Raw genomic sequence first — 23,003 nt, 5'->3', positions numbered from 1 at the left:
GTTAGTGCATGTCGCCCAAAAGTGGGAACCGGTTTTGGGATAACGACAAGACCTGAGGTAGGAAAACTATTCGGCGGCAGCAAGGCGGGCCGAGCGCACGCCCTGCGCGAGGCCGCTGACCAGCGTGGCGACGGCTTCGGCCGGATCGGCGGTCTTCTCGCCTTTCGGTCCCAGTACATTGGCGACCGCATTGACGATCGCGGTGCCGACGACGACGCCATCGGCATTGGCGCCGATCACGTGCGCCTGCTCGGCGGTCTTGACGCCGAAACCGACGCAGACCGGCAGGTCGGTATGGCCCTTGATGCGCTTCACCGCCGCCGCCACCTTGCCGGTGTCGGCCAGCGCCGAGCCGGTGATGCCGGTCATCGAGACATAATAAACGAAGCCGGATGTGTTCTGGAGCACTTTGGGCAGACGCTTGTCGTCGGTGGTCGGCGTCGCCAGCCGGATGAAGTTGATGCCGGCCTTCAGTGCCGGAATGCACAGTTCCTCGTCCATCTCCGGCGGCAGGTCGACGACGATCAGGCCGTCAATGCCGCTGGCGATCGCGTCCTTGAGGAAACGGTCGACGCCGTAGATGTAGATCGGGTTGTAGTAGCCCATCAGCACGATCGGCGTGTCATTGTCGCCGGCTCGGAATTCCGACGCCATCTTCAGCGTCTTGACCAGCGTCTGGCCGCCCTTGAGCGCCCTCAAGCCAGCCGCCTGGATCGCCGGGCCATCGGCCATCGGGTCGGAGAACGGCATGCCGAGCTCGATGATGTCGGCACCCGCCGCCGGCAATGCCTTCATGATCGACAGCGAGGTGTCGTAGTCCGGGTCGCCGCCCATGAAATAGGTGACGAGCGCCGGGCGGCCCTCGGTCTTCAGCTTCGCCATGCGGCGGTCGATACGAGTGGCCATGATCAGATCTCCATGCCCAGCATGCTGGCAACCGTATGCACGTCCTTGTCGCCGCGGCCGGACAGGTTGACGATGACGATCTGGTCCTTGTCCATGGCTGGCACGATCTTCACCGCATGCGCGATGGCGTGCGCCGATTCCAGCGCCGGGATGATGCCTTCGACGCGCGTCGTCAGCTTGAACGCTTCCAGCGCCTCGTCGTCGAGGATCGGGACGTATTCGACGCGGCCGCTGTCGCGCAGCCAGGAATGCTCCGGGCCGACGCCGGGATAATCCAGGCCGGCCGAGATCGAATGGCCGTCCATGATCTGGCCGTCGGAATTCTGCAGGAGATAGGTGCGGTTGCCGTGCAGAACGCCGGGCTTTCCGGCATTCATCGAGGCGCAATGCTCGATGCCGTCGAGGCCACGGCCACCGGCTTCGATGCCGATGATGCGAACCTCCTTGTCGTCGAGGAAGGGGTGGAACATGCCGATGGCGTTCGAGCCGCCGCCGACACAAGCGATGATGGTGTCGGGCAGCCGGCCTTCCTGTTCGAGGATCTGCGCGCGCGCCTCCGAACCGATCACCGACTGGAAGTCGCGCACCAGCTCCGGATAGGGATGCGGGCCGGCGGCGGTACCGATCAGGTAGTAGGTGTCCTCGACATTCGTCACCCAGTCGCGCAGCGCCTCGTTCATGGCGTCCTTCAGCGTGCCATGGCCAGCGGTCACCGGCCGCACCTCGGCGCCCAGCAGCTTCATGCGGAAGACATTCGGGCTCTGACGGGCGACGTCGGTGGCGCCCATATAGACGACGCAGGGAAAGCCGAAGCGGGCGGCGACGGTGGCGGACGCCACGCCATGCTGGCCAGCGCCCGTCTCGGCGATGATGCGCTTCTTGCCCATGCGCTTGGCCAGCAGGATCTGGCCGAGACAGTTGTTGATCTTGTGCGAGCCGGTATGGTTCAGGTCCTCGCGCTTGAAATAGACCTTGGCGCCGCCCCCGAGGCCCTTCGCCGAGGAAACCTCACGAAGATGCCTGGTCAGCCCTTCCGCGAAATAGAGCTTCGACGGCCGTCCGGCGTAATGGGTCGAGAGATCCGTGAGTTCAGCCTTGAAATCCGGATCGTTCTTGACCTCGTTCCAGTTCCGCTCGAGATCGAGGATCAGCGGCATCAGCGTTTCGGCAACGAAACGACCGCCGAAAATGCCGAACATACCCTGTTCGTCGGGTCCGGTGCGGAAGGAATTGGGTGTCGCCGGCTTGTCCATTGCCGATCTCCTGCATCTTGACTTGCGAGCCTGTCCTTGTCGGAAAATCGGTTCCCACTTTTCCGGGACATGCTCTGGTTTGAGCCGGTCAGGCGGCGCGGTTGTCGCGTGCTGCCCTGACGGCCCGGAAGAACTGTTCGATCAGCGCCGGATCCTTGACGCCTGGCGCGCTTTCCACGCCTGAAGAAATGTCTATTCCGGGCGGGTTGGCAAGCCGAAGGGCATCGCCGATGTTGGCGGCGTTGAGCCCACCGGAAAGCATGTAATCGACGCCGGCGTCAAGGCCGGCGAGAATGCGCCAGTCGAAGGCGACGCCGTTGCCCCCCGGCAGTTCCGAGCCCTTCGGCGGCTTGGCGTCGAACAGGAAGCGGTCGGCAACGCCGATGAGCGGCTTTATCCGTTCCAGATCGGCAGCCTCGCTGAGCGGCAGCGCCTTCATCACGGGCAGCCCATGGCGGGCCTTGACCTCGGCCACGCGCCCGGGCGTTTCCGAGCCGTGCAGCTGCAGCATGTCGGGCTGCATCGTTTCGACGATCTCATCGAGGAATGCGTCGCTTGCATCAACGGTGACAGCAACCGCGATTGCCTTGCCGCGCGCCGCCTCGCGCAGGCGGCCAGCCTCGGCTGGCTCGACGTAGCGCGGGCTTTTGGCAAAGAAAATGAAGCCGACATGGCTGGCGCCGCCGGCCAATGCCGCGGCCAATGCCTTGTCGGTCTTCAAGCCGCAGATCTTGATGTCAAGCGCCATGGCGCGGGATTGGCACGAAAAGCGATAAGAGTCGAGAAAAAGCATGCTGTTTGCCGGCGAGGCCAAAGGCGCTACCTATTGATGGACAGGACGCAAGGCGGGAGCAGATCATGGCGGACAGAACGGTTGCCGAACTCAGGCAGAAGATCGCTCAGGCGCGCGAGGTTATCGCTCATCTGGTGGACAAGGCCGCCTTCAACGGTACCGAGGCACATCGGGCGCTCGACTATTTCGGTGGCGACGCCTTCGACAGCAAATTCCTGCCATGGCCGCGTAATGACGACGAGGGCCTGCGGCCCGAGGACCTCAACGCCGCCAACGACGATTGAATCGTCGCCCGTCACCTACTCGAACGCGATCGCCTGCAAGGCGCCGCCGTTGCGCTTCAGCCAGGCCTTGCAGCGCTCGGTGTCCGGGCAAAGCTGTTCGCACAGTTTCCAGAATTTCGGACCGTGGTTCATCTCCTTGAGATGGGCCACCTCATGTGCGACGAGGTAATTTATGACCGGCGCCGGCGCCATCATGATGCGCCAGGAAAACGACAGATTGCCTTCCGAGGTGCACGAGCCCCAGCGGCTTGATGTGTCCTTGAAGCGGATCGCCTTGGCGCGCTTGCCCAGTGCCTGCGTATGCTTGACCACCAGCGCCTCGATCTCGCGCTTGGCCTCACGCTTGAGGAAATCGGCGATGCGGCGCGGCAGGTGCACGCGCTCGCCATGCACGATCAACAGCGGGCCGCGCTCGTCGCGCGACACGGTGACGGTGCCACGTTTCGAGGGCTCATGGACGATACGGTGCGGCACGCCGCGCACCGGGACCTTGATGCCGGGCCGCACCTGCGGCCGGTTGGGCACCTTGGCCAGCCGCTGTTCCAGCCACTCCTGATGGCGGTCGAGGAATTTCTCCACCTCGCCCCGGCGCAGACCCGGCGGCACTGTGATGCGCAGGCCACGGCCACCGGAATCGATGCGCAGCGTCAACCGCCGGGCGCGATCGTTCTCGACGATCTTGAGCGGCAATGACCGGCCGGCAACGACATGCTCGCGCTCCTGGACCGGCGCGGGCTTGGGTTTTGTCAGGTTGCGGAAGAAGCCGAAAGACATGGCCGGACGATACGCGATTCGAGGAAAACGAATAGAACAAAAAAGAAACGGCGCCGCTCGCGCGACGCCGTTTTTTCACGATCTGGCCTGTCGCTTGGCCTTAGTCGTCAAGCAGGTTCGAGCCCTTGCCACGCTTGCTGGTCGTCGCCCCGGAGCTCGGGTCGGTCTTCGTCGGCGCCGTCGCCTTGTTGCGGTTCGCCATGAAGCGGTCGAACTCGTCCTGGTCCTTGGCGCGGCGCAGTTCGCGGGCGTACTCGTCGAACTGGGTCAGCATCTCGTCGAGCTTGCGGCGCTCTTCGTCCAGGCGCTCGAGTTCCTTTTCGCGCCAGTCGTCGAAAGCGACGTTGCCGGTGCGGGCGGAGCCGTGGCCCCAGCGAGCGGCCTTGTCGGAACCGCGGCGGCAGCCGGCGAAGATGCCGTCGGTCGCCCGGTTGACGTCACGCTTGAAGCCATCGAGGCGGTCGCCCCAGATGATGTAGGCAAGCATGGCGAAGCCGAGTGGCCAGAACACCATGAAACCGATCACCATCAACGCGATGGTTGCCGGCGTCCAGGCCGGACGGATCAATGCGGATGTGTTCATTTTCTCCCATTCCTTCGGTTGGAGACAGCCAAACCCGGCTGCGTGGAATCGAAATGGGAAGAAGAAAACGGCGATTCAAGACAATGTCCGCCAAAACCGGACAAGAGGCTGAAATGATTGTCGCTTTTTGAATGCTTCGAGGAAAAGGACGGCCAGGCCCGCGACCAGCCCCCAGAATGCGGCGCCGACGCCGAACAGCGTCAGTCCCGACGCGGTGACGGCAAAGGTGACGGTGGCAGCCATGCGTTCGCCTTCGTCCTTCAGGGCGATAGACAGGGCATTGGCAAGCGGCGCCGTCAGCGCCAGACCCGCCACCAGCACGATCAGGCTTTGCGGCAGGACGGCGAAGATTGCCACCAGCGAAGCACCGAATATGGCAAAGATGATGTAGGCGAGCGCATAGAACGGGCCGGTCTTCCAGCGTTCAGCCGGATCGGGGTGGACGTCCGGCCCGGTGCAGATCGCCGCCGAAATCGCCGCCAGGTTGGTGGTCGAGCCGCCAAACGGCGCCGACAGCAGCGAAAACAGGCCGGTGACGCCGATCAGCGGGCCGGGCTCCGGGTGATAGCCGGCGGCGCGCAGCACGGCGAGCCCGGAGAGGTTCTGCGAAGCCATGGTGACGAGGTAGAGCGGCAGCGCCAGGCCGATGATCGCGGCGGCGCTGAACCGCGGTGTGATCAGCGTCAGCGTCGACAGTTCCGGTGTCGGCAAGCCGCCGACGCGGCCTGTCAGGAAAGCGGCGAGGCCGCCGCCGATCAGCACCACCAGCACCGACACCGCCGGATTGAACAGCCTGATGATGAAAAAGGCCGCGATCAGCGGCAGGATCAGCCAGGGATCGGCGGGGATGGCCTTGACCGCGTTGATGGCGAAACTGACGAGGATGCCGGCCAGCATGCCCGATGCCACCGACGGCGGTATCCTGGCGATCAGCCGCGTCAGCGGTCCAAACAGGCCGGTCGCGATCAACAGGAGGCCGGTGACGATGAAGGCGCCGACGGCCTCGCCCATCGAGAAGCCGCTCGACGCGGCGATCAGCGCCAGGCCCGGCGTCGACCAGGCGGTGATGACCGGCATCTTCGTGCGCCAGGATAGCCACAGGCACTCGATCGCCATCGCCAAGCAGATCGCCGTCACCCAGCTCGCTGTCTCGATCTGCGTCGCGCCGACCGCCTTGGCGGCGGCGATGACGACGGCCAGCGTGCCGCCAAAGCCGACGATTGCCGCGACAAAGGCGGATATCGGAATGGAAACGCGCATCAGTTTCCCCTCCGCGCCATCGCGTCGACGGTCCGTACAAGCATGTCGAGATCCTGCGGCCGCGACAGCCGATGATCGCCGTCGGGGATCAGCGACAATGTCACATCGTCCGCGGGCAGCAGGCCGACCAGCTTCAGCGCGTGGCTTGCCGGCACGTCCGGATCGGCCAGTCCCTGCAAGATGTGCACCGGGCAATGCGTGTCGATAGGGCCTGCCATGACCCGGTTGTTGCGCCCGTCCTCGATCAGCGCGCGTGTGTAGATGTAAGGCTCGCTGGAATAGTCCGACGGCTCCTCGAAGAAGCCTTTTTCGGCGAGATCGTGCTTCTGCGCCTCGGTGAGCACCGGTTCGACCAGCTCGACGGTGAAATCCGGCGCCGGCGCCAGCAGCACCAGGCCGGCGACGTTGTTGTCGCCTGCCTTGCGCAGTTCCTGCACCATGCGCAGCGCGATCCAGGCCCCCATCGACGAACCGACCAGGATCTGCTTGCCCCTGGTGAAGTGCCGGAACACGGCCAGGCTTTGCGAAAGCCATTTGGAAATCGTGCCATCGGCAAAGGCGCCGCCGGATTCGCCATGGCCGGAATAGTCATGGCGCAGGAAGGCGCGGCCTTCTCCTGCCGCCCAGTCCGACAGCGTTTCGGCCTTGGTGCCCAGCATGTCCGACTTGTAGCCGCCGAGCCAGACGATGCCGGGCGTCGTGCCAGCCGTGTGGCGCACCGCGATGCTCGATCCGTCGACGTCCAGAAAGACAGGGGGCGTGGCAGTCATGGCTTTTTCCTCACGCCGGTCTCTTGGCACCGGGTCTTGTGACACAGCCAGTGGTGTGGCGAAAAGTGCTCGCGGTCCTTCTTTGTTTGGTGCAGGTCAGTGATCAGGGTGATTTCCTGTCAATGCTGTGCTATTGACTCCGCCCGCGCGCTCACCACATTGGCGCGTCCACGCATCAAGACCTGCAAACCCTGAACGAAACGGCCAAGGAGACCACGACCATTCGCAGACCTTTCAAAGCAGCGGCGCCGACCAAGGATGGCCCGCGCTCAAACCGTGATATCCGGGTTCCCCGGGTCCAGCTTATCGACGCCGAAGGCCAGAACCGCGGCGATGTTTCCATCAACGACGCATTGTTGCTCGCCGAAGAGGCCGGGCTCGATCTGGTCGAGATATCGCCCAATGCGGTGCCCCCCGTCGTAAAGATCCTCGATCTCGGCAAGTTGAAATACGCCAACCAGAAGAAGGCGGCCGAGGCGCGCAAGAACCAGAAGGTCATCGAGATTAAGGAGATCAAGATGCGCCCGAACATCGACAGCCACGACTACGAGACCAAGATGAAGGCGGTTCGCCGCTTCTTCGAGGAAGGCGACAAGGTCAAGCTGACACTGCGTTTCCGGGGCCGCGAGATGGCGCACATGGAACTTGGCATGCAGCTTCTGAACAAGGTGCGCGAGGAAGTTGCGACCATCGCCAAGGTCGAGGCGGAACCGAAGCTTGAAGGCCGCCAGATGATGATGGTGCTGTCGCCTCGCTAGATCACGATGACGTCAGGCTTGTTATCGCGCTCCAAATCCGCCTGAATCGTGCTACAGGGCGTCCCGGCGATCGGCGGGACGCCTGTTTCTTGACCAAGGCCGCGATCGCCGGTTCTGTTTTTTATGCATGTCGTCCTCCCAAGACCGGGGCCATTTTCAGGCGGCATGCACCAGGCTCCTCGACGATCGGATTCCTCCCTTGGACAATGAATTCAAGTACGGGCTGGGCAACTATCAGCAGATGCGCAGGCTGGTGCTTGCCGTGCTCGTGGTGGTGCTGTTCTTGGCGCTGCTGTTCGGCCAGTCGACCTTCCCGCCCGATACGCCGGTGCACGAGTCGATCGAGATGTTCGGCGTGCTGCTGATTTTCCTCGGCATTGTCGGACGCCTTTGGGCGACGCTCTATATAGGTGGGCGCAAGTCTTCCGAGGTGGTGACGGGCGGGCCATACTCGATCACCCGCAACCCGCTCTACGTGTTCTCGACAGTGGCCGCGGCCGGCGTCGGCGCGCAGATCGGCTCGTTCTCCGGCATCATTCTCTTTGCTGTCCTGTGCGCGGGCGCCTTCCATATCGTCATCCTGCGCGAGGAGAAATTCCTCAGGGAAGCGCTCGGCGCGCCGTACGCGGCCTATCTGGCGAGGGTGCCGCGCTTCTTTCCGAAGCTCTCGCTCTACCAGGAGGGCGATACCGGCAGCTTCAAGCCGCGCCTGCTGTTGACTACGCTGCTCGACGGGCTGGTGTTCCTGATCGCGCTGCCGGCCTTCGAACTGATCGATGGCGCCCAGCAGTCGGGCATGCTGCCGGTCTGGTTCACGCTGCCCTGACGAGGACCCAAGCGTCGCATCCCGACGTTTCGGCAACGCGCGGCGCAGGGGGTGTTGCACAGCCGCCTGCTTTGACGTATAGCACCGCGGTTCTGAAAAACCGCCCGGCAGGGCATGCCGTGGCGGTTTCATTTGCTTTTCGGGCTTTGGTCGGCCTGAAGCGAACAAAAGCGCGATAGTGCGCCCACGATACGGAGTAGCAAAATGCCCAAGATGAAGACCAAGTCCGCCGCCAAAAAGCGGTTCAAGATTACAGGTACGGGTAAAGTCCTGTCGGCTGCGGCCGGCAAGCGTCACGGCATGATCAAGCGTTCCAACAAGTTCATTCGAAATGCCCGCGGCACGATGGTTCTGGCTGAACCGGATGGCAAGAAGGTCATCAAGAATTTTCTGCCGAACGGCCTCTAAGGCGTTCGGTCCGGACACGCATTAGTTTTACGCAATTCCGAACGGAAAACCGCTGAGCACTTTTCCTGGAATTGCTTTTAAGGAGATCATGACATGGCACGCGTAAAGAGAGGCGTCACCTCGCACGCCAAGCACAAGAAGGTCCTGAAAGCTGCGAAAGGCTTCTACGGCCGCCGCAAGAACACCATCCGCATCGCCAAGCAGGCGGTGGAAAAGTCGCTGCAGTACGCTTACCGCGACCGCAAGAACCGCAAGCGCTCGTTCCGCGCGCTGTGGATCCAGCGCATCAACGCCGCGACCCACGAGCATGGCCTGACCTATGGCCGCTTCATCGACGGCCTCAACAAGGCCGGCATCGAGATCGATCGCAAGATCCTGTCCGACATGGCCATCCATGAGCCGCAGGCTTTCGCGGCTCTCGTGGCCAAGGCCAAGGTGGCGCTCGAATATCTGAAGAACACCACGCCGAACGCTTTTGAAAGCGCTGTCGCTTAAAGACCAGCGCTTCCCAAGCATTCGCAATTCTGATTTGGGGAACCCGCGCTGGCACGGCTGGCGCGGGTTTTTCTTATGCCTGAATTCACCTTAAACGTGACTTCCACCTTAAGGCTGACTTCCCAACGCAGCGAGTTTGACCGTGAACGACGCAACCACTGGCCTTGATACGCTTGAAAACTCACTTCTGGCCGACATCGCATCGGCCGCCGACGAGGCCGCGATTGAAGCCGTGCGGGTTTCGGCCCTTGGCAAGAAGGGATCGATTTCCGAAATGCTGAAGACGCTCGGCGCGATGACCGCCGAGGAACGCCAGGTGAAGGGCCCGGCCATCAACGGCCTCAAGAACCGTGTTACCGAGGCGCTGACCTCGCGACGGGCCGAGCTGAAGGATGTGGCGATCACCGCCCGCCTTGCCGCCGAAAAGGTCGACGTGACCCTGCCGGTGCGGCAGTCGCCGGCCGAGCGCGGCCGCATCCATCCGATCAGCCAGGTCATCGACGAGATCGCGGCGATCTTCGGCGACCTCGGCTTCTCGATCGCCGAGGGGCCGGACATCGAGAGCGACCACTACAATTTCACCGCGCTGAATTTCCCCGAAGGCCATCCGGCGCGCGAGATGCACGACACCTTCTTCTTCCAGCCGGACGAAAAGGGCGAGCGCAAGCTGTTGCGCACCCACACTTCGCCGGTGCAGATCCGCACCATGGAGACGCAGAAGCCGCCGATCCGCATCGTCATCCCGGGCAAGACCTACCGGCAGGATTCGGACGCCACCCACTCGCCGATGTTCCATCAGGTCGAGGGGCTGGTGATCGACAAGACGGCGAATGTCGCCAACATGAAGTGGGTGCTGGAAGAGTTCTGCAAGGCCTTCTTCGAGGTGCCACAGGTCAAGATGCGCTTCCGGCCCAGCTTCTTCCCGTTCACCGAGCCCAGCCTGGAAGTCGACATCCAGTGCGACCGCTCGCGGCCGGGCGAGGTGCGTTTCGGCGAAGGCTCCGACTGGATGGAGATCCTCGGCTGCGGCATGGTGCATCCCAATGTACTGCGCCATGGTGGGCTCGACCCGGACGAATATCAGGGCTTTGCCTGGGGCATGGGCATCGACCGCATCGCCATGCTGAAATACGGCATGCCGGACCTGCGTGCCTTCTTCGATGCCGATGTCCGCTGGCTGTCGCATTACGGTTTCAGGCCGCTCGACATGCCGACTTTGTTCGGCGGACTGAGCGCATGACAGCGCCGCACACCGGCGGCTGCCGCTGCGGCGCCGTGCGGTTCGAGGCTTCGGCCGAGCCGCACCACGTCAGCTATTGCCATTGCGGCGATTGCCGGCGGGCGAGCGGCGCGCCGGTTTCGGCCTTTGTCGGCTTCCTGGTCGACCAGGTGGCGTTCACCGGCAAGGCGCTGAAGATGTACGAGAACGGGCCGGTGACGCGCTCCTTCTGCGGCGTCTGCGGCTCGCCGATCGCCTATGTCGACGAGCGGCTGGAGGACGACATCTACTTCATGCTCGGCGCCATGGACATGCCGGCCGATTTCAAACCGACGCTGCATGCCTATGTCAGCGAGCAGCTTCCTTACCTGTATATGTCCGACGACTTGCCGAGACACCTGAAAACAAGCGTCAAAAGACCAGACGGAACAGTCCCATGAAATTCACCCTCTCCTGGCTCAAGGATCATCTCGAGACCGACGCCTCGCTCGACGAGATCGTCGAGCGGCTGACGTCGATCGGCCTCGAAGTCGAGCATGTCGACGACAAGTCGAGCCTGAAACCCTTCGTCATCGCCAAGGTGCTGACGGCGGTGCAGCACCCCGATGCCGACCGGCTGCGCGTGCTCACCGTCGACACAGGCGACGGCAAGCCACCCGTGCAGGTCGTCTGCGGCGCGCCGAATGCTCGCGCCGGGTTGATCGGTGCCTTTGCCGCGCCCGGCACCTATGTGCCCGGCATCGACGTGACGCTGACCGTCGGCAAGATCAGGGGCGTCGAAAGCCATGGCATGATGTGCTCCGAGCGCGAGCTGGAGCTTTCCGACGAGCATAGCGGTATCATCGACCTGCCGGCCGACGCCCCCGTCGGCACCAGCTTCGCTGCGTACGCGCATCTTGACGATCCCCTGATCGAGATCAACCTGACGCCGAACCGGCCGGATGCCACCAGCGTCTACGGCATCGCCAGGGATCTGGCGGCGAGCGGGCTTGGCCGCCTCGTTGGCGGTGCCATCATGCCTCATGCCGGCAGCGGCATGTGCCCTGTCAAGGTGACGATCGAGGCGCCGGAGCTCTGCCCGGGCTTCGCGCTCAATCTGGTCAAGGGCGTCAAGAACGGCCCGTCGCCGAAATGGCTGCAGCAACGGCTGATCGCCATTGGACTTCGGCCGATCAGCGCGCTGGTCGACATCACCAACTACGTCACCTTCGATCGCGGCCGCCCGTTGCATGTGTTCGATGCCAAGAAGGTTGCCGGCAATCTTGTCGTGCGCCGGGCGCGCGACGGCGAGAAGGTGCTGGCGCTCGATGGCCGCGAATACACGCTGACGCCGGAGATGTGCGTGATAGCCGATGACGACGGCGTCGAATCGATCGCCGGCATCATGGGCGGCGAGCATTCCGGCTGCGACGAGAACACCACAGACGTGCTGATCGAATCGGCCCTCTGGGACCCGATCGCCACCGCGCGTACCGGCCGCACGCTCGGCATCATCACCGATGCCCGCTACCGCTTCGAACGCGGCGTCGACCCCGAATTCATGGTCCCCGGCGTCGAGCTGGCGACCAGGCTGGCGCTCGATTTCTGCGGCGGTACGCCGACGGAGATCGAAGTGGCCGGCTATGCCGGTCACAAGCCCATGATCGTTTCCTTCCCGCTGTCGGAAGTAAAGCGGCTGACCGGTATCGAGGTGCCGAAGGCTGAAAGCCTCGACATCCTGTCGCGCCTCGGCTTCAAGCCCAAGGGCTCGGGCGATGTCGTCGATGTGGCCGTGCCGTCCTGGCGCCCCGATATCGACGGCAAGGCCGATCTGGTCGAGGAGGTGATGCGCATCCACGGCGTCGACAATATCTTGGCCCAGCCGCTCGGTTCGCATGACGCGGTCAATGCAAAAATCCTCACCACGCTGCAGGTCCGCACCCGCACGGCCAAGCGGGCGCTCGCCGTGCGCGGCATGATGGAGGCCGTCACCTGGTCGTTCATCCCGGCCAAGCACGCCGAACTGTTCGGCGGCGGCCAGGCCGCGCTGAAGCTTGCCAACCCGATCGCCGCAGACATGTCCGACATGCGGCCGTCGCTGCTGCCGGGGCTGATCGCCGCCGCCCAACGCAATGCCGACAGGGGCATCGGCGACGTGGCGCTGTTCGAAGTGTCGGGCACCTATGAGGGCGACGGCGCCAACCAGCAGCGGCGCGTGGCCGCCGGCGTTCGGCGCGGCACGGCAAAGCTGGACGGTTCAGGCCGCAACTGGGCCGGCAATTCAGGTCCGGTCGGCGTGTTCGACGCCAAGGCGGATGCGATCGCGGCGCTCGAAGCCTGCGGCGCGCCGGTCGAGCGGCTGCAGATCGAGGCCGGTGGACCGGGCTGGTACCATCCCGGCCGTTCCGGCACGATCAAGCTCGGGCCAAAGACCGTGCTTGGCACCTTCGGCGAGTTCCACCCGAAGACGCTGGAGGGGCTCGATGTCTCCGGGCCGCTTTGCGGTTTCGAAGTGTTCGTCGATGCCGTGCCCGAGCCGAAAGCCAAGCCGACGAAGACCAAGCCGAAGCTGGAGCTGTCCGCTTTCCAGGCGGTGAAGCGCGATTTCGCCTTCGTCGTCGACAAGTCGGTCGAGGCCGGCACGTTGGTGCGCGCAGCCCTTGCCGCCGACAAGAAGCTGATATCAGGCGTTTCGGTCTTCGATATTTTCGAAGGTGCGTCGCTCGGCGAGGGCAAGAAGTCGATCGCCATCGAAGTGTCGATCCAGCCGGTCGAGAGGACGCTGACCGACGACGATTTCGAGTCGCTGGCCAAGCGTATCGTCGAGAATGTCGGCAAGCAGACCGGTGGTGTGCTGAGAGGCTGAGGCTTGCGGGCAGATGGTCCATCGCCCTCCAAAGGGCGATGGACCATCTGCGCTATTCCGGCCTCCCGTTCGAAGCACAACGCACGGCTTTTCTCGGCATTGTCGCGGCGGATCCGCTGCTTGTCGAAACACTGGCTCGGGTGCGCGCGCTCGCGCTGCCGGACTGGCTGCTGGTCTCCGGCGCGCTCTACAACAGCGTCTGGAACAACCTGACCGGGAAGCCGTCAGGTTACGGCATTAGGGATGTCGACCTGTTCTATTTCGACGAGAGCGACCTGTCCTATGAGGCCGAGGACGCGGTCATCCGCCGAGCGGCGCAGCATTTCGAGGAGCTGGCGTTGCCGGTCGAAGTGCGCAACCAGGCGCGGGTTCATCTCTGGTACGAGGCGCGTTTTGGCGACACCTATCCCAGACTTTCCTCGTCTGCAGAAGCGCTTTCCTATTTCGCTTCGAGAACCCATGCGGTCGGCGTTCATTTTGGCGCGGATGGGCAATTTGAGCTGATGGCGCCGTTCGGTCTTGATGACATCTTCTCGTTTCGTATCACGCCGAACAAGGCACTGGACAACCGCAAGACGCACGAGGCCAAGGGCGCCCGCGCGAAGGCCAACTGGCCGGAGATCACGGTGGTGCCGTGGTGACCACCCTCCCCCTTGTGGGGAGGGTCGCGGAGCGAAATGCCGCAAAGCGGCGTTTTGCGGAGCGGGGTGGGGGTTCTCGTAGGGCGCTACCCCCACCCCGTCTCGCTGTCTCCGCTTTGCTACGACAGCGAGCCGACCCTCCCCACAAGGGGGAGGGTGAAGGTGAAGGCCTAGCCATTCACCAGCGCCAGCAGCTCCTCGGTGTAGCGCTTGCCGACGACCTTGTCGGGCGACAGCGCGTCGCCGATCGCGGCCACCTCGGCCACGCTCAGTTCGATCCCGGCCGCCGCCGTGTTCTGCTCGAGATGGCGGATTTTTCGCGCGCCGGGGATCGGCACGATGAAGTCGCCTTGATGCAGCACCCAGGCCAGCGCCAGCTGCGCCGAGGTTACGCCTTTTTCAGTCGCCATCTTCTCCAGCGTGGCGATGACGGCGGCATTGGCCGCCATGGCGTCGGCCTGGAAACGCGGCAGGCCGCGGCGCCAGTCGTCGTCGCTCAAAGCCTCGGGTTTGGCGATCGTGCCGGTCAACAGGCCGCGGCCGAGCGGGCTGTAGGGCACGAAGCCGATGCCGAGTTCGCGGCAGACGGCGAACACTTCGTCTTCAGGGTCGCGGCTCCAAAGCGAATATTCGCTCTGCACGGCCGATATCGGATGCACGGCATGCGCCCGGCGGATGGTCGCGGCGCTCGCCTCCGACAGGCCGAGTGCGCGCACCTTGCCCTCGCGCACCAGCTCGGCCATGGCGCCGACCGTATCCTCGATCGGCACGTTGGGGTCGACGCGGTGCTGGTAGTAGAGGTCGATCACGTCGGTGCCGAGTCGCTTCAGCGATGCCTCGGCGACCGCCTTGACGTGCTCGGGACGGCTGTCGACGCCGGCCATGCGCTCGGTGCCTACGCCTTCCTTCAGGATCTTGAAGCCGAACTTGGTGGCGATCGTCACCTTGTCGCGCACCGGCTTCAGTGCCTTGCCGAGCAGGATCTCGTTCTCGAAGGGGCCATAGACTTCCGCCGTGTCGAAGAAATTGACGCCGATCTCGACGGCGCGGTGCAGTGTGGCGATCGCCTCGGCTTCCGGCTGGCCGCCATAGACAAAGCTCATGCCCATGCAGCCGAGGCCAACCGGGTAGACGTTCAGTTCAGTTCCTAGCTTGCGGGTTTGCATCACGCGTCTCCTTGTTGTGATGCCTGGGAAATAGCGCCTTGCCTTATGTTCGTTAATCGTCTCTCATCTGCACAGGCTGTTCTAGAAAATAGATCAATGAATCGAGCTCATCTGTCACAGCTTGCGGTGCTGGCGACCGTCGCCCAATGCGGCAGTTTTCGCGGCGCGGCCAGGGAACTGGCCATCGCGCCCTCGGCGGTCAGCCATGCGGTGTCCAGCCTGGAGGCGCGGCTTGGCGTCCGTCTGCTGTCGCGCAGCACGCGCAGCGTCGCGCCGACCGAGGCAGGAGCACAACTGCTGGAGCGGCTGCGGCCGGCGCTGTCGGAGATCGATCTGGCGCTGGAGACGGCGATCGAGGCACGCGACCGGCCGGCCGGCAATCTCAGGCTGACCGTGCCGCGCACCGCAGCCCACCTGGCGCTGACGCCGCGGCTCGGTGCCTTCGCATCGACCTATCCCGACATCGTGCTGGAGATCATCATCGAGGATCGCTTCACCGATGTCGTCGAAGGCGGTTTCGACGCCGGCGTGCGGCTCGGCGAAAGCCTGCAGCGCGACATGATCGCTGTGCGCATCGGGCCCAATCTGCGTGGCGCCATCGTCGGCGCGCCGTCCTATTTCGCGACCATGCCCAAACCATCGCATCCGCACGATCTGGCCAGCCACCGCTGTATCCGCTTCCGCTTTTCCAGCGGCATTCTCTACCGCTGGGAATTCGAGAAGGACGGCGAGGAGATCGAGTTTGCAGCGCAAGGGCCATTGATCCTCGACGAGGATCACCTCGTCGCCAGGGCGGCGGTCGACGGCGCCGGCCTGGCCTTCGTGTTCGAGGACTATGTTCGCGATGCAATCGCCGACGGCCGGCTTATCCGCGTGCTGGAGGACTGGTGCCCGTCCTTCGACGGTTTCTTCGTCTACTATCCAAGCCGCCGCCAGATGCGGCCGGCGCTGCGTGCCTTTGTCGATTTCTTCAAGGTGAGCGGGTGAAAGCCACCCTCCCACTTGTGGGGGTGAGAAGTGGTCCGCGTAGCGGGCGAAAGCCAATTGCTTGGCTTTTCGAACTTCGAACGCCCTGAGCCTGCGAAGGGCCTGGCTGACAATTGGCGAGCCCGGCCGGGTCCCCGCTGCTTCGCAGCGTCCTGGCGTTCGCTGGCCTTTCATCGTGCCACTGGCACGATGAATTCGCTTGCGGCGAACCGGCTGCTTACCCCCACAGGGGGAGGGTGGACGAAAACCGGCATCGTGGTCGTTCACGTCCCATGTCTGCATCGATCACAAACAGCACGACCCGCTACGGCTGGGGCACGATCCTTCTCCACTGGTTGATTGCGCTGATCTTCATCGGCCAGTTCGCACTCGGCCTCATCATGGTGCGGCTCACCAGCCAGCGCACCGCCTTCGAACTGATCCAGCTGCACAAATCCTTCGGCTTCCTGCTGCTTGGGCTGATCATCCTGCGCATCGCCTGGCGGCTCGGCAATGCGGCGCCGGCGCTGCCGCGCTCGGTCGGAACCCTGGAGCGCCGGGCCGCGCCGCTCGCCCACCTCGCGCTCTATGCCTTTCAAATCGCTCTGCCTTTGTCCGGCTGGGCTCTGGTCTCCGTGTCGACGCTGGAGATCCCCAGCATGCCGTTCAGTCTTTTCGTCATGCCGAACCTGCCATTGGCCGAATCGGACGCGGCGGAAAGCTTCTGGGCCGCGGCGCACTGGTATCTCGCCTATGCCGGCATCGCCCTGGTCGTGCTGCATGTCGCGGCGGCGCTGCGTCATCATTTCCGGCTCAGGGACAATGTGCTCACCCGCATGATCACACCTTCGTCAGGTGGGGAATAGAACGGGCAGTTCGTTCGTTCCCAGGGCGAGGACGCGAAGAGCGTTGCCTCCAAAAAGGAATACTCCCATGTTTGCGCGCATCCTTGGATTTGCGGCGGTTGCCGCTTGCATTGCCACGCCTGTCTTCGCGGCCGTCGCGCTCGGCGACGCCGCCGGCAGCTACTCGATCAGTCCGGCCAGCTCCAGCATCCGATTTTCCATCGGCAAGGTCGGCGGCGGCGGCCTCAATGGCGCCTTCGCCCGCTTCAAGGGCTCGATCCGCATCGACAACAGCGACGTCGCTCGCTCGCAGGTCAATTTCACCATCTTTCCCGAAAGCGTCGGCACCGGCCAGGGCCGCATCGACGCCTTCCTGCGCTCCGACGCGGTGTTCGACGCCGCCAACAGTCCGGAAATACAGTTCCGCTCGACCAGCGTGACGCGAACCAGCGACACCACGGCGCTGGTCACCGGCCGGCTGACGGCGCGCGGCAAGTCTTTTCCGGAAAAATTCACCGCCGAGCTGGGCGGCCTCAAGGCCGGCACGATCAAATTCCACGTCATCGGCAAGGTGCTCAGGTCACGCTATGGCATGGATGTCGGCACACCGCTCTATTCGAACATCGTCGACTTCGACATGACGCTGACCGGCAGACGCGGCTGAACGCGGCCTACTTCCTCTCCCCCGCAGAGCGGGGGAGAGGTGGCTCGGGCGAAGCCCGAGACGGAGAGGGGGACGCCGCTCGTGACGCAGAGCCATTCAACAACACACGCGCCTAAGGGCGCTCGAGCCGGCAAGCCCGGGCACTTTACGAAGGCCCCTCTCCGTCCCGGCTTCGCCGGGCCACCTCTCCCCACTTCGTGGGGCGAGGAACCAGCACTGCGCATTGGCTTTTCCGCTGATTTCGGGCAAACCTCGTCGCCTGTAATCGACATGGAGAAGCGTGATGTTCCGATGGGGTGTTTTGTCGACGGCCAAGATCGGCCGCGAACATTTGCTGCCGGCGATGGTCGAGGCCGAGAATGGCGTGCTGGCGGCGATCGCCAGCCGCGACCTGTCGAAGGCCCAGGCGCTGGCCGAGCGCTTCGGCGCGCGCCACGCCTTCGGCTCCTATGAGGAACTGCTCGCCTCAAACGAGGTCGACGGCGTCTATATCCCGCTACCGACGTCGCAGCATGTCGAATGGACGGCCAAGGCTATTCAAGCCGGCAAGCATGTGCTGGTTGAAAAGCCGCTGGCGCTCGACGCCAAGGACATCCTGCCGCTGATCAAGCTGCGCGACGCCAGGAAAGTGCTGGTCTGCGAAGCCTTCATGGTCATCTACCACCCGCAATGGATCAAGGTGCGCGACCTCATCGCCAGCGGCGCCATCGGCCGGCTGCGCCATGTGCAGGGCGCGTTCTCCTACTACAATGTCGACCCCGGCAACATGCGCAACCAGCTCGATCTCGGCGGTGGCGCGCTGCCCGACATCGGCGTCTACCCGACCGTGTCGACGCGCTTTTCCACCGGCAAGGAGCCGCTGCGCGTCCAGGCGACGATCGAGCGCGACAAAAAATTCGGCACCGACATCTACTCCTCGATCCGCGCCGATTTCGGCGACTTCGAACTGTCCTTCTACCTGTCGACGCAGATGGCGGCGCGTCAGGTCATGGTGTTCCATGGCGAGAAGGGTTTCATCGAGGTGTTCTCGCCGTTCAATGCCGGGCTCTATGACCATCACCGCGTCGAGCTGCACAACCAGAACCACACCGAGGCGCAGGTGTTCCGCTTTCCCGGCACGCAGCAGTACCGGCTGGAGGTCGAGACTTTCGCGCGGGCAGCGCAGGGCGGCAAGGAGCGCGTCTTCACGCTGGAAGAATCGGTGCTCAACCAGAAGGTCATCGACGCCATCTTCCGCGCTGGCGGCAAGGATGGCTGGGAGGCCGTCTAACTCTTTGTTTTGACGCAATTCCGGACGGTTTCCCGGAATTGCTTTAGCCGGCCAGCTGGGAGGGGAAATGGCGGACGATGCGGATGTGATCATTGTCGGCGCCGGCCTTGCCGGGCTGGTTGCCGCCGCCGAGCTGGCCGAGGCTGGCAAGAAGGTCGTCATCGTCGACCAGGAGCCGGAGCAGTCGCTGGGCGGCCAGGCGTTCTGGTCGTTCGGCGGTCTTTTCCTCGTCGATTCGCCTGAGCAGCGGCGCATGCGCATCCGCGATTCGCATGACCTGGCGCTCGAGGACTGGCTCGGCACCGCCGCTTTCGATCGCCCGGAGGATTACTGGCCGCGTCGGTGGGCAAAGGCCTATGTCGGCTTTGCCGCCGGCGAGAAGCGCTCCTGGCTCGTGCAGCGTGGCCTGAAGTTCTTCCCGGTGGTGGGCTGGGCCGAGCGCGGTGGCGGCAATGCCGTCGGCCACGGCAATTCGGTGCCACGCTTTCACGTCACCTGGGGCACCGGCCCCGGCGTGCTCGAACCGTTTGTCCTGCGCGTGCGCGAGGCGCAAAAGCGTGGATTGATAAGCTTCCGGTTCCGTCACCGGGTCAATGAACTGACCCGCACGGGTGCGACCGTTGACGGTGTGCGCGGCGATGTCCTGCAGCCAAGCACTGTCGAGCGGGGCCACAAGAGCTCGCGCGAGATATCAGCCGATTTCGAGTTTCACGCACAGGCGGTGATCGTCGCCTCCGGCGGTATCGGCGCCAACCATCAGCTCGTCCGGGAAAACTGGCCGCGGCGGCTGGGCGCGGCACCGAAGCGCATGATCACCGGCGTGCCCGACCATGTCGACGGCCGCATGCTGGCGATCGCGGAACAGGCAGGCGGCTCGATCATCAACCGCGACCGCATGTGGCACTATGTCGAGGGCATCAAGAACTGGGCACCGATCTGGACCGACCATGCGATCCGCATCCTGCCCGGCCCGTCATCGCTGTGGCTCGATGCGCGCGGCAAGCGCCTGCCGGTGCCGCTCTATCCCGGCTTCGACACGCTGGGCACGCTCGCCCACATCATGGGCACGGGCTTCGACTATTCCTGGTTCATCCTGACCAGCAAGATCATCCAGAAGGAGTTCGCGCTGTCGGGTTCCGAACAGAACCCCGACTTGACCGGCAAGAGCTGGCGCCAGGTACTCGGCCGCGCCACATCGGGCATTCCCGGTCCGGTCAAGGCGTTCATGGAGAAGGGCGAGGACTTCATTGTCGAGGCCGATCTGCCAACGCTGGTCGCCCGCATGAACGCGCTCGCCGGCGGCGAGCCGCTGCTCGAACTCGCCCAGGTCGAGCGCGAGATCCGCGCCCGCGACCGGCAGCTCGACAATCCGTTCTCCAAGGACATGCAGATCACCGCTCTGCGCGGTGCGCGCGCCTATCTCGGCGACCGGCTGATCCGCACGGCAAAACCGCACAAGATGCTCGACCCGGCAAATGGCCCGCTGATAGCGGTCCGCCTCAACATCCTGACCCGCAAGACGCTGGGTGGCCTGCAGACCGATCTCGACAGCCGCGTGCTGGGTGCCGATGGCCAGCCGGTACCCGGGCTCTATGCCGTCGGCGAGGCCGCCGGTTTCGGCGGCGGCGGCGTGCATGGCTATGCGGCGCTGGAAGGCACCTTCCTCGGCGGTTGCATCTTTTCCGGCCGTAGCGCCGGGCGAGCGGCAGCCGCCTTGGTGGCGTGAAACGACGCCATTACGCGGTCTGATTTTCGGGTCTGGGTTCCACATATGCCCGGGCGATAAACATATGACTTTTTTATATTTTTCAGTTTTGAGCCGCCTCGAATACAAATGCGGATGCTTTTATCTTTCTGAGTGCAGCCGGTCCTGAGCCGCTGCAGGCAGTCGCCACCTGGTGGCGACAGTTCCAGGAAGAAGGAAGTCTCCGATGTTCCTCTCAGACGGGCTCTATCTGCCCACCCATCGTCCGCTGCCGGCGTCGCAGGTCGAACAGATCAGGCTTGCGGCCAACAACAATCGCCGTACGGCCAGCCTGATCGCGCCATTCACCCCGACATGGTGGCTGCTGGTCGTCGGCGCCTTGCTGGCCGCCGCCGCCATCGCTGCTCAAGTCTCCTGATCGCATGGCAGAGATGACGATGCCCAGCTCTCATATTTCCCCTGACGGAAACGCTCTTCACCGCTTCGTGGTCGGACGCGACGGCGAAGGCCACTGGATCGCGCGCGACGAAGAAGGCCTGACCGGCGGCGTGTTTGCCGACAGGAGTTCCGCAGTGCGTTTCGCCACAATGGAAACCGGCCACAAGGCTGGCGCGATACGCTTCGCTCCGGCGAGCGTCCGGCTTTCCCTGTTCAACTGATCCTGTTTCCGGCCGCTATCGCCTTTCCGGAACGGTCTGATCATGGCCAATTCCAGCGCTGCCGATCTGATCGGGTTGTTCGATCGTCTTCCTTATGTCGGTAGGTTGCTCGAACACCAGCTTTGGGAAGCCGCGCGCGGTCTGTCGCTCGACAGATCATCCCGACAAGGCCGCCGGTTCACCCATCTGGTCGAGGCCGGCGCCACGCTCGACGCCGTCCTCTTACTCGCCGCTTTGTCGAGGCCGGAGCATGCGGTGTCGTCCATCAGCAGGACCGGCGAGCGTTGGTCCTGCAGCATCCAATCCACGCCCGCGGGGACGCAGGCCCAGGCTGGAAAATTCGAAGCCGACCATACGGATATGGCCGCCGCCGTGCTGTTAGCCCTGCTTTCCTCGCACCTTGAGCAGGCAGCGCACCCAAGAAATCACCCAGGAGAATCCCATGATATCGGAACAAGCCCGAATGCGCCTGACCGGAACGATGACCGCGCTGGTGACGCCGTTCACCGACGGCGAGGTCGATCTGAGGCAACTGACCACGCTCGTGCGTTGGCAGATCGAACAAGGGATCAACGGGCTGGTCCCGTGCGGCACCACAGGTGAGGCCCCGACCTTGTCGTGGGACGAGCGCCTCGACATCATCGCGCTCTGCGTGAAAATCGCCGGCGGCAGGGTGCCTGTCGTCGCCGGCACCGGCACGAACAGCACCGAGACCACGATTGCCTTTTCGACAGCCGCCGAAACCCTTGGGGCCGACGCGGCCCTCATCGTGACGCCCTACTACAACAGGCCGAGCCAGGAAGGGATCTTTCGCCATTTCGAAGCGGTCGCCAGCAAGGTCAGGATACCGATCATCGTCTACAATGTGCCGGCGCGAACCGGCGTCGACCTGTCCGAGGAGACGATCGCGCGCCTGGCGCAGATACCGGCCATTGTCGGCATCAAGGACGCCACCGGCGATGTGAGCCGGCTATCCTCGCTTCCTGCCGTGCTGAGGCGTCGCTTCATCTGTCTCTCCGGCCATGACGCAACGTCGTTCGGTTTCAACACGATGGGCGGGCGTGGAACGATCTCGGTGGTCTCCAACGTCGCGCCGCGCCTGTGCGTGGAGATGCACGATGCCTGCAAGCAAGGCGATCATCACACCGCCCGCGCCATCCATCATCGCTTGCGGCCGCTGATCGCCGCACTTGAGCTGGAGAGTAATCCGGTGCCGGTCAAATACGCGTTGAGCCTGGCGTTGGGGACGAGCCCGGACGTCCGATTGCCATTGACCGCCGTCCGGCCTGAAACCGAAACCGCGATCCGTGAGGCTATGCTGGCCTTGGGCGGGAGCATCTCCGGTGTCGCGCAATCAAGACCGGTGCTGGCCTCGTCCGCGCCGTGGCGGCTTTGACGGAGGCGCTTGGCCGTCGACGGCATAGACCAGCCCCGGCTGGACGATCCATTCGCCGGCCCGGAGCGCTTCGACATCGAAGCGCCCGCTGCGGTCGCGCGGCGCGACGCCGACAAAATGGTACTGCAGCCCGCTTGTATCGACGACCGTATCGGCGATCGGATGGCCGGCGAGCCGGCCGATTATCGCCCCCTGTTCCCTGAGGTTTGCCAGGATGAAATATTCCGTCGGCACCCTGTGGCCGGCCCTGGAGGTCGGCCAGACTGAATGTAATCGCATGTTCGTCTGAAGCCAGTTGTTGGTCCGGCCGCCGGTCGAGCGGCGGCCCGGCACTACATAGTCGCTGGCCGCATAGGAATTCGAGAGCGGGTTTTGGCCTGATTTATATATGCCGCATATGTCCGGCCGCGCTCTCGAACAGGGATACAGCCGCGCGGGGGTGTGGCTCGATGCAGTCAGACGAGGGCGTCGTTGCCGATCCGCCGCGACAATCGGGACTTGAGCGATCCAGCCTGTC

Annotated in this window: 26 protein-coding genes; 17 read left to right on the top strand and 9 right to left on the bottom strand. The window is 64.0% G+C overall.

From position 1 onward, the window contains the following. Nucleotides 1-66: 66 nt before the first annotated feature. The 3 genes from trpA to OOJ09_RS05315 all read right to left on the bottom strand — a co-directional run bounded on the left by trpA (nucleotide 67) and on the right by OOJ09_RS05315 (nucleotide 2,907). Nucleotides 67-906, bottom strand: a complete 840-nt coding sequence (trpA, locus tag OOJ09_RS05325) for a tryptophan synthase subunit alpha (RefSeq protein WP_269904194.1) — start codon at nucleotides 904-906, stop codon at nucleotides 67-69. A gap of 2 nt (nucleotides 907-908) precedes the next feature. Then, complete coding sequence (gene trpB / locus OOJ09_RS05320) at nucleotides 909-2,159, bottom strand: tryptophan synthase subunit beta (RefSeq protein ID WP_269904193.1); 1,251 nt, start codon at nucleotides 2,157-2,159, stop codon at nucleotides 909-911. Between the two features lie 88 nt (nucleotides 2,160-2,247). Then, nucleotides 2,248-2,907, bottom strand: a complete 660-nt coding sequence (locus OOJ09_RS05315; protein ID WP_269904854.1) for a phosphoribosylanthranilate isomerase — start codon at nucleotides 2,905-2,907, stop codon at nucleotides 2,248-2,250. A 110-nt stretch (nucleotides 2,908-3,017) separates the two neighbouring features. Here OOJ09_RS05315 and OOJ09_RS05310 point away from each other — a divergent pair, with 110 nt between their 5' ends. After that, nucleotides 3,018-3,236, top strand: a complete 219-nt coding sequence (locus tag OOJ09_RS05310) for a hypothetical protein (RefSeq protein WP_269904192.1) — start codon at nucleotides 3,018-3,020, stop codon at nucleotides 3,234-3,236. Between the two features lie 15 nt (nucleotides 3,237-3,251). On the opposite strand, the gene OOJ09_RS05305 is transcribed toward OOJ09_RS05310, so the two are convergent. From OOJ09_RS05305 to OOJ09_RS05290, 4 genes are all read right to left on the bottom strand, one after another. Continuing rightward, nucleotides 3,252-4,010 (bottom strand): M48 family metallopeptidase, encoded by a 759-nt coding sequence (locus OOJ09_RS05305; protein ID WP_269904191.1) that lies wholly within the window; start codon nucleotides 4,008-4,010, stop codon nucleotides 3,252-3,254. Between the two features lie 100 nt (nucleotides 4,011-4,110). Continuing rightward, a complete protein-coding gene (locus OOJ09_RS05300) occupies nucleotides 4,111-4,593 on the bottom strand; it encodes a DUF2852 domain-containing protein (protein ID WP_269904190.1) in 483 nt (160 codons plus the stop codon). Between the two features lie 75 nt (nucleotides 4,594-4,668). Further along, nucleotides 4,669-5,853 (bottom strand): benzoate/H(+) symporter BenE family transporter, encoded by a 1,185-nt coding sequence (locus OOJ09_RS05295; RefSeq protein WP_269904189.1) that lies wholly within the window; start codon nucleotides 5,851-5,853, stop codon nucleotides 4,669-4,671. Further along, nucleotides 5,853-6,623, bottom strand: coding sequence for an alpha/beta hydrolase (locus tag OOJ09_RS05290; protein WP_269904188.1), 771 nt, complete (start codon nucleotides 6,621-6,623; stop codon nucleotides 5,853-5,855). Before OOJ09_RS05290 ends, OOJ09_RS05295 begins: the two co-directional genes overlap by 1 nt. A gap of 221 nt (nucleotides 6,624-6,844) precedes the next feature. On the opposite strand from OOJ09_RS05290, the gene infC reads away from it, so the two are divergent. The 8 genes from infC (at nucleotide 6,845) to OOJ09_RS05250 (ending at nucleotide 13,815) form a co-directional block, all read left to right on the top strand. Beyond that, nucleotides 6,845-7,381, top strand: coding sequence for a translation initiation factor IF-3 (gene infC, locus OOJ09_RS05285; RefSeq protein ID WP_013528312.1), 537 nt, complete (start codon nucleotides 6,845-6,847; stop codon nucleotides 7,379-7,381). 199 nt (nucleotides 7,382-7,580) lie between these two features. Further along, nucleotides 7,581-8,207, top strand: a complete 627-nt coding sequence (locus OOJ09_RS05280; RefSeq protein ID WP_269904187.1) for a methyltransferase family protein — start codon at nucleotides 7,581-7,583, stop codon at nucleotides 8,205-8,207. A 204-nt stretch (nucleotides 8,208-8,411) separates the two neighbouring features. Then, nucleotides 8,412-8,615 carry a 50S ribosomal protein L35 gene (gene rpmI, locus OOJ09_RS05275; RefSeq protein ID WP_006201248.1) on the top strand — a complete coding sequence of 68 codons (204 nt, stop codon included), beginning with the start codon at nucleotides 8,412-8,414 and terminating at the stop codon, nucleotides 8,613-8,615. A gap of 93 nt (nucleotides 8,616-8,708) precedes the next feature. Beyond that, entirely contained in the window at nucleotides 8,709-9,110 is a 402-nt protein-coding gene (rplT, locus tag OOJ09_RS05270) for a 50S ribosomal protein L20 (RefSeq protein ID WP_006201247.1), read from the top strand. A gap of 142 nt (nucleotides 9,111-9,252) precedes the next feature. Beyond that, complete coding sequence (gene pheS, locus OOJ09_RS05265) at nucleotides 9,253-10,350, top strand: phenylalanine--tRNA ligase subunit alpha (RefSeq protein ID WP_269904186.1); 1,098 nt, start codon at nucleotides 9,253-9,255, stop codon at nucleotides 10,348-10,350. Next, nucleotides 10,347-10,769 (top strand): GFA family protein, encoded by a 423-nt coding sequence (locus OOJ09_RS05260; protein ID WP_269904185.1) that lies wholly within the window; start codon nucleotides 10,347-10,349, stop codon nucleotides 10,767-10,769. The genes pheS and OOJ09_RS05260 overlap by 4 nt, the downstream gene beginning before the upstream one ends. Then, a complete protein-coding gene (gene pheT, locus OOJ09_RS05255; protein WP_269904184.1) occupies nucleotides 10,766-13,174 on the top strand; it encodes a phenylalanine--tRNA ligase subunit beta in 2,409 nt (802 codons plus the stop codon). Before OOJ09_RS05260 ends, pheT begins: the two co-directional genes overlap by 4 nt. 38 nt (nucleotides 13,175-13,212) lie before the next feature. Then, a complete protein-coding gene (locus tag OOJ09_RS05250; protein WP_269904183.1) occupies nucleotides 13,213-13,815 on the top strand; it encodes a nucleotidyltransferase family protein in 603 nt (200 codons plus the stop codon). Between the two features lie 170 nt (nucleotides 13,816-13,985). Here the strand turns inward: OOJ09_RS05250 and OOJ09_RS05245 are convergent, their stop codons facing one another. Beyond that, nucleotides 13,986-14,981, bottom strand: a complete 996-nt coding sequence (locus tag OOJ09_RS05245) for an aldo/keto reductase (RefSeq protein WP_269904182.1) — start codon at nucleotides 14,979-14,981, stop codon at nucleotides 13,986-13,988. 96 nt (nucleotides 14,982-15,077) lie between these two features. Here OOJ09_RS05245 and OOJ09_RS05240 point away from each other — a divergent pair, with 96 nt between their 5' ends. The 8 genes from OOJ09_RS05240 (at nucleotide 15,078) to dapA (ending at nucleotide 22,486) form a co-directional block, all read left to right on the top strand. Beyond that, entirely contained in the window at nucleotides 15,078-15,968 is an 891-nt protein-coding gene (locus tag OOJ09_RS05240; protein ID WP_269904181.1) for a LysR family transcriptional regulator, read from the top strand. 272 nt (nucleotides 15,969-16,240) lie between these two features. After that, nucleotides 16,241-16,813: a cytochrome b gene (locus tag OOJ09_RS05235; protein WP_269904180.1), complete on the top strand. Its 573-nt coding sequence runs from the start codon at nucleotides 16,241-16,243 to the stop codon at nucleotides 16,811-16,813. 67 nt (nucleotides 16,814-16,880) lie between these two features. After that, nucleotides 16,881-17,456, top strand: a complete 576-nt coding sequence (locus OOJ09_RS05230) for a YceI family protein (RefSeq protein WP_269904179.1) — start codon at nucleotides 16,881-16,883, stop codon at nucleotides 17,454-17,456. A gap of 283 nt (nucleotides 17,457-17,739) precedes the next feature. Continuing rightward, on the top strand, nucleotides 17,740-18,726 hold the full coding sequence (locus OOJ09_RS05225; RefSeq protein ID WP_269904178.1) for a Gfo/Idh/MocA family protein: 987 nt from the start codon (nucleotides 17,740-17,742) through the stop codon (nucleotides 18,724-18,726). 67 nt (nucleotides 18,727-18,793) lie between these two features. After that, nucleotides 18,794-20,452: an FAD-binding dehydrogenase gene (locus OOJ09_RS05220; RefSeq protein WP_269904177.1), complete on the top strand. Its 1,659-nt coding sequence runs from the start codon at nucleotides 18,794-18,796 to the stop codon at nucleotides 20,450-20,452. A 205-nt stretch (nucleotides 20,453-20,657) separates the two neighbouring features. Next, entirely contained in the window at nucleotides 20,658-20,849 is a 192-nt protein-coding gene (locus OOJ09_RS05215; RefSeq protein WP_269904176.1) for a hypothetical protein, read from the top strand. 19 nt (nucleotides 20,850-20,868) lie between these two features. Next, nucleotides 20,869-21,090, top strand: a complete 222-nt coding sequence (locus OOJ09_RS05210) for a hypothetical protein (protein ID WP_269904175.1) — start codon at nucleotides 20,869-20,871, stop codon at nucleotides 21,088-21,090. 442 nt (nucleotides 21,091-21,532) lie between these two features. Further along, the gene (gene dapA, locus OOJ09_RS05205) at nucleotides 21,533-22,486 is read left to right on the top strand and encodes a 4-hydroxy-tetrahydrodipicolinate synthase (protein WP_269904174.1); all 954 of its coding nucleotides are present in this window, start codon (nucleotides 21,533-21,535) and stop codon (nucleotides 22,484-22,486) included. Here dapA and OOJ09_RS05200 read toward each other — a convergent pair. Then, nucleotides 22,445-22,765, bottom strand: coding sequence for a hypothetical protein (locus OOJ09_RS05200; protein ID WP_269904173.1), 321 nt, complete (start codon nucleotides 22,763-22,765; stop codon nucleotides 22,445-22,447). The two genes, dapA and OOJ09_RS05200, sit on opposite strands and share 42 nt — an antisense overlap. Between the last annotated feature and the right edge of the window lie 238 nt (nucleotides 22,766-23,003).

It is taken from the genome of Mesorhizobium qingshengii, from assembly GCF_027563465.1.
GTDB classification, from domain to species: Bacteria; Pseudomonadota; Alphaproteobacteria; order Rhizobiales; family Rhizobiaceae; genus Mesorhizobium; species Mesorhizobium qingshengii_A.
This window is presented reverse-complemented; position numbering and strand designations above follow the sequence as displayed.

What these genes read in the sequence shown, in the direction of transcription:
- trpA (WP_269904194.1), bottom strand. Translation starts at nt 906, where the DNA reads ATGGCCACTCGTATCGACCGCCGCATGGCGAAGCTGAAGACCGAGGGC.
- trpB (WP_269904193.1), bottom strand. Translation starts at nt 2,159, where the DNA reads ATGGACAAGCCGGCGACACCCAATTCCTTCCGCACCGGACCCGACGAA.
- OOJ09_RS05315 (WP_269904854.1), bottom strand. Translation starts at nt 2,907, where the DNA reads ATGGCGCTTGACATCAAGATCTGCGGCTTGAAGACCGACAAGGCATTG.
- OOJ09_RS05310 (WP_269904192.1), top strand. Translation starts at nt 3,018, where the DNA reads ATGGCGGACAGAACGGTTGCCGAACTCAGGCAGAAGATCGCTCAGGCG.
- OOJ09_RS05305 (WP_269904191.1), bottom strand. Translation starts at nt 4,010, where the DNA reads ATGTCTTTCGGCTTCTTCCGCAACCTGACAAAACCCAAGCCCGCGCCG.
- OOJ09_RS05300 (WP_269904190.1), bottom strand. Translation starts at nt 4,593, where the DNA reads ATGAACACATCCGCATTGATCCGTCCGGCCTGGACGCCGGCAACCATC.
- OOJ09_RS05295 (WP_269904189.1), bottom strand. Translation starts at nt 5,853, where the DNA reads ATGCGCGTTTCCATTCCGATATCCGCCTTTGTCGCGGCAATCGTCGGC.
- OOJ09_RS05290 (WP_269904188.1), bottom strand. Translation starts at nt 6,623, where the DNA reads ATGACTGCCACGCCCCCTGTCTTTCTGGACGTCGACGGATCGAGCATC.
- rpmI (WP_006201248.1), top strand. Translation starts at nt 8,412, where the DNA reads ATGCCCAAGATGAAGACCAAGTCCGCCGCCAAAAAGCGGTTCAAGATT.
- rplT (WP_006201247.1), top strand. Translation starts at nt 8,709, where the DNA reads ATGGCACGCGTAAAGAGAGGCGTCACCTCGCACGCCAAGCACAAGAAG.
- OOJ09_RS05260 (WP_269904185.1), top strand. Translation starts at nt 10,347, where the DNA reads ATGACAGCGCCGCACACCGGCGGCTGCCGCTGCGGCGCCGTGCGGTTC.
- pheT (WP_269904184.1), top strand. Translation starts at nt 10,766, where the DNA reads ATGAAATTCACCCTCTCCTGGCTCAAGGATCATCTCGAGACCGACGCC.
- OOJ09_RS05250 (WP_269904183.1), top strand. Translation starts at nt 13,213, where the DNA reads ATGGACCATCTGCGCTATTCCGGCCTCCCGTTCGAAGCACAACGCACG.
- OOJ09_RS05245 (WP_269904182.1), bottom strand. Translation starts at nt 14,981, where the DNA reads ATGCAAACCCGCAAGCTAGGAACTGAACTGAACGTCTACCCGGTTGGC.
- OOJ09_RS05240 (WP_269904181.1), top strand. Translation starts at nt 15,078, where the DNA reads ATGAATCGAGCTCATCTGTCACAGCTTGCGGTGCTGGCGACCGTCGCC.
- OOJ09_RS05235 (WP_269904180.1), top strand. Translation starts at nt 16,241, where the DNA reads ATGTCTGCATCGATCACAAACAGCACGACCCGCTACGGCTGGGGCACG.
- OOJ09_RS05230 (WP_269904179.1), top strand. Translation starts at nt 16,881, where the DNA reads ATGTTTGCGCGCATCCTTGGATTTGCGGCGGTTGCCGCTTGCATTGCC.
- OOJ09_RS05225 (WP_269904178.1), top strand. Translation starts at nt 17,740, where the DNA reads ATGTTCCGATGGGGTGTTTTGTCGACGGCCAAGATCGGCCGCGAACAT.
- OOJ09_RS05220 (WP_269904177.1), top strand. Translation starts at nt 18,794, where the DNA reads ATGGCGGACGATGCGGATGTGATCATTGTCGGCGCCGGCCTTGCCGGG.
- OOJ09_RS05215 (WP_269904176.1), top strand. Translation starts at nt 20,658, where the DNA reads ATGTTCCTCTCAGACGGGCTCTATCTGCCCACCCATCGTCCGCTGCCG.
- OOJ09_RS05210 (WP_269904175.1), top strand. Translation starts at nt 20,869, where the DNA reads ATGCCCAGCTCTCATATTTCCCCTGACGGAAACGCTCTTCACCGCTTC.
- dapA (WP_269904174.1), top strand. Translation starts at nt 21,533, where the DNA reads ATGATATCGGAACAAGCCCGAATGCGCCTGACCGGAACGATGACCGCG.
- OOJ09_RS05200 (WP_269904173.1), bottom strand. Translation starts at nt 22,765, where the DNA reads ATGCGATTACATTCAGTCTGGCCGACCTCCAGGGCCGGCCACAGGGTG.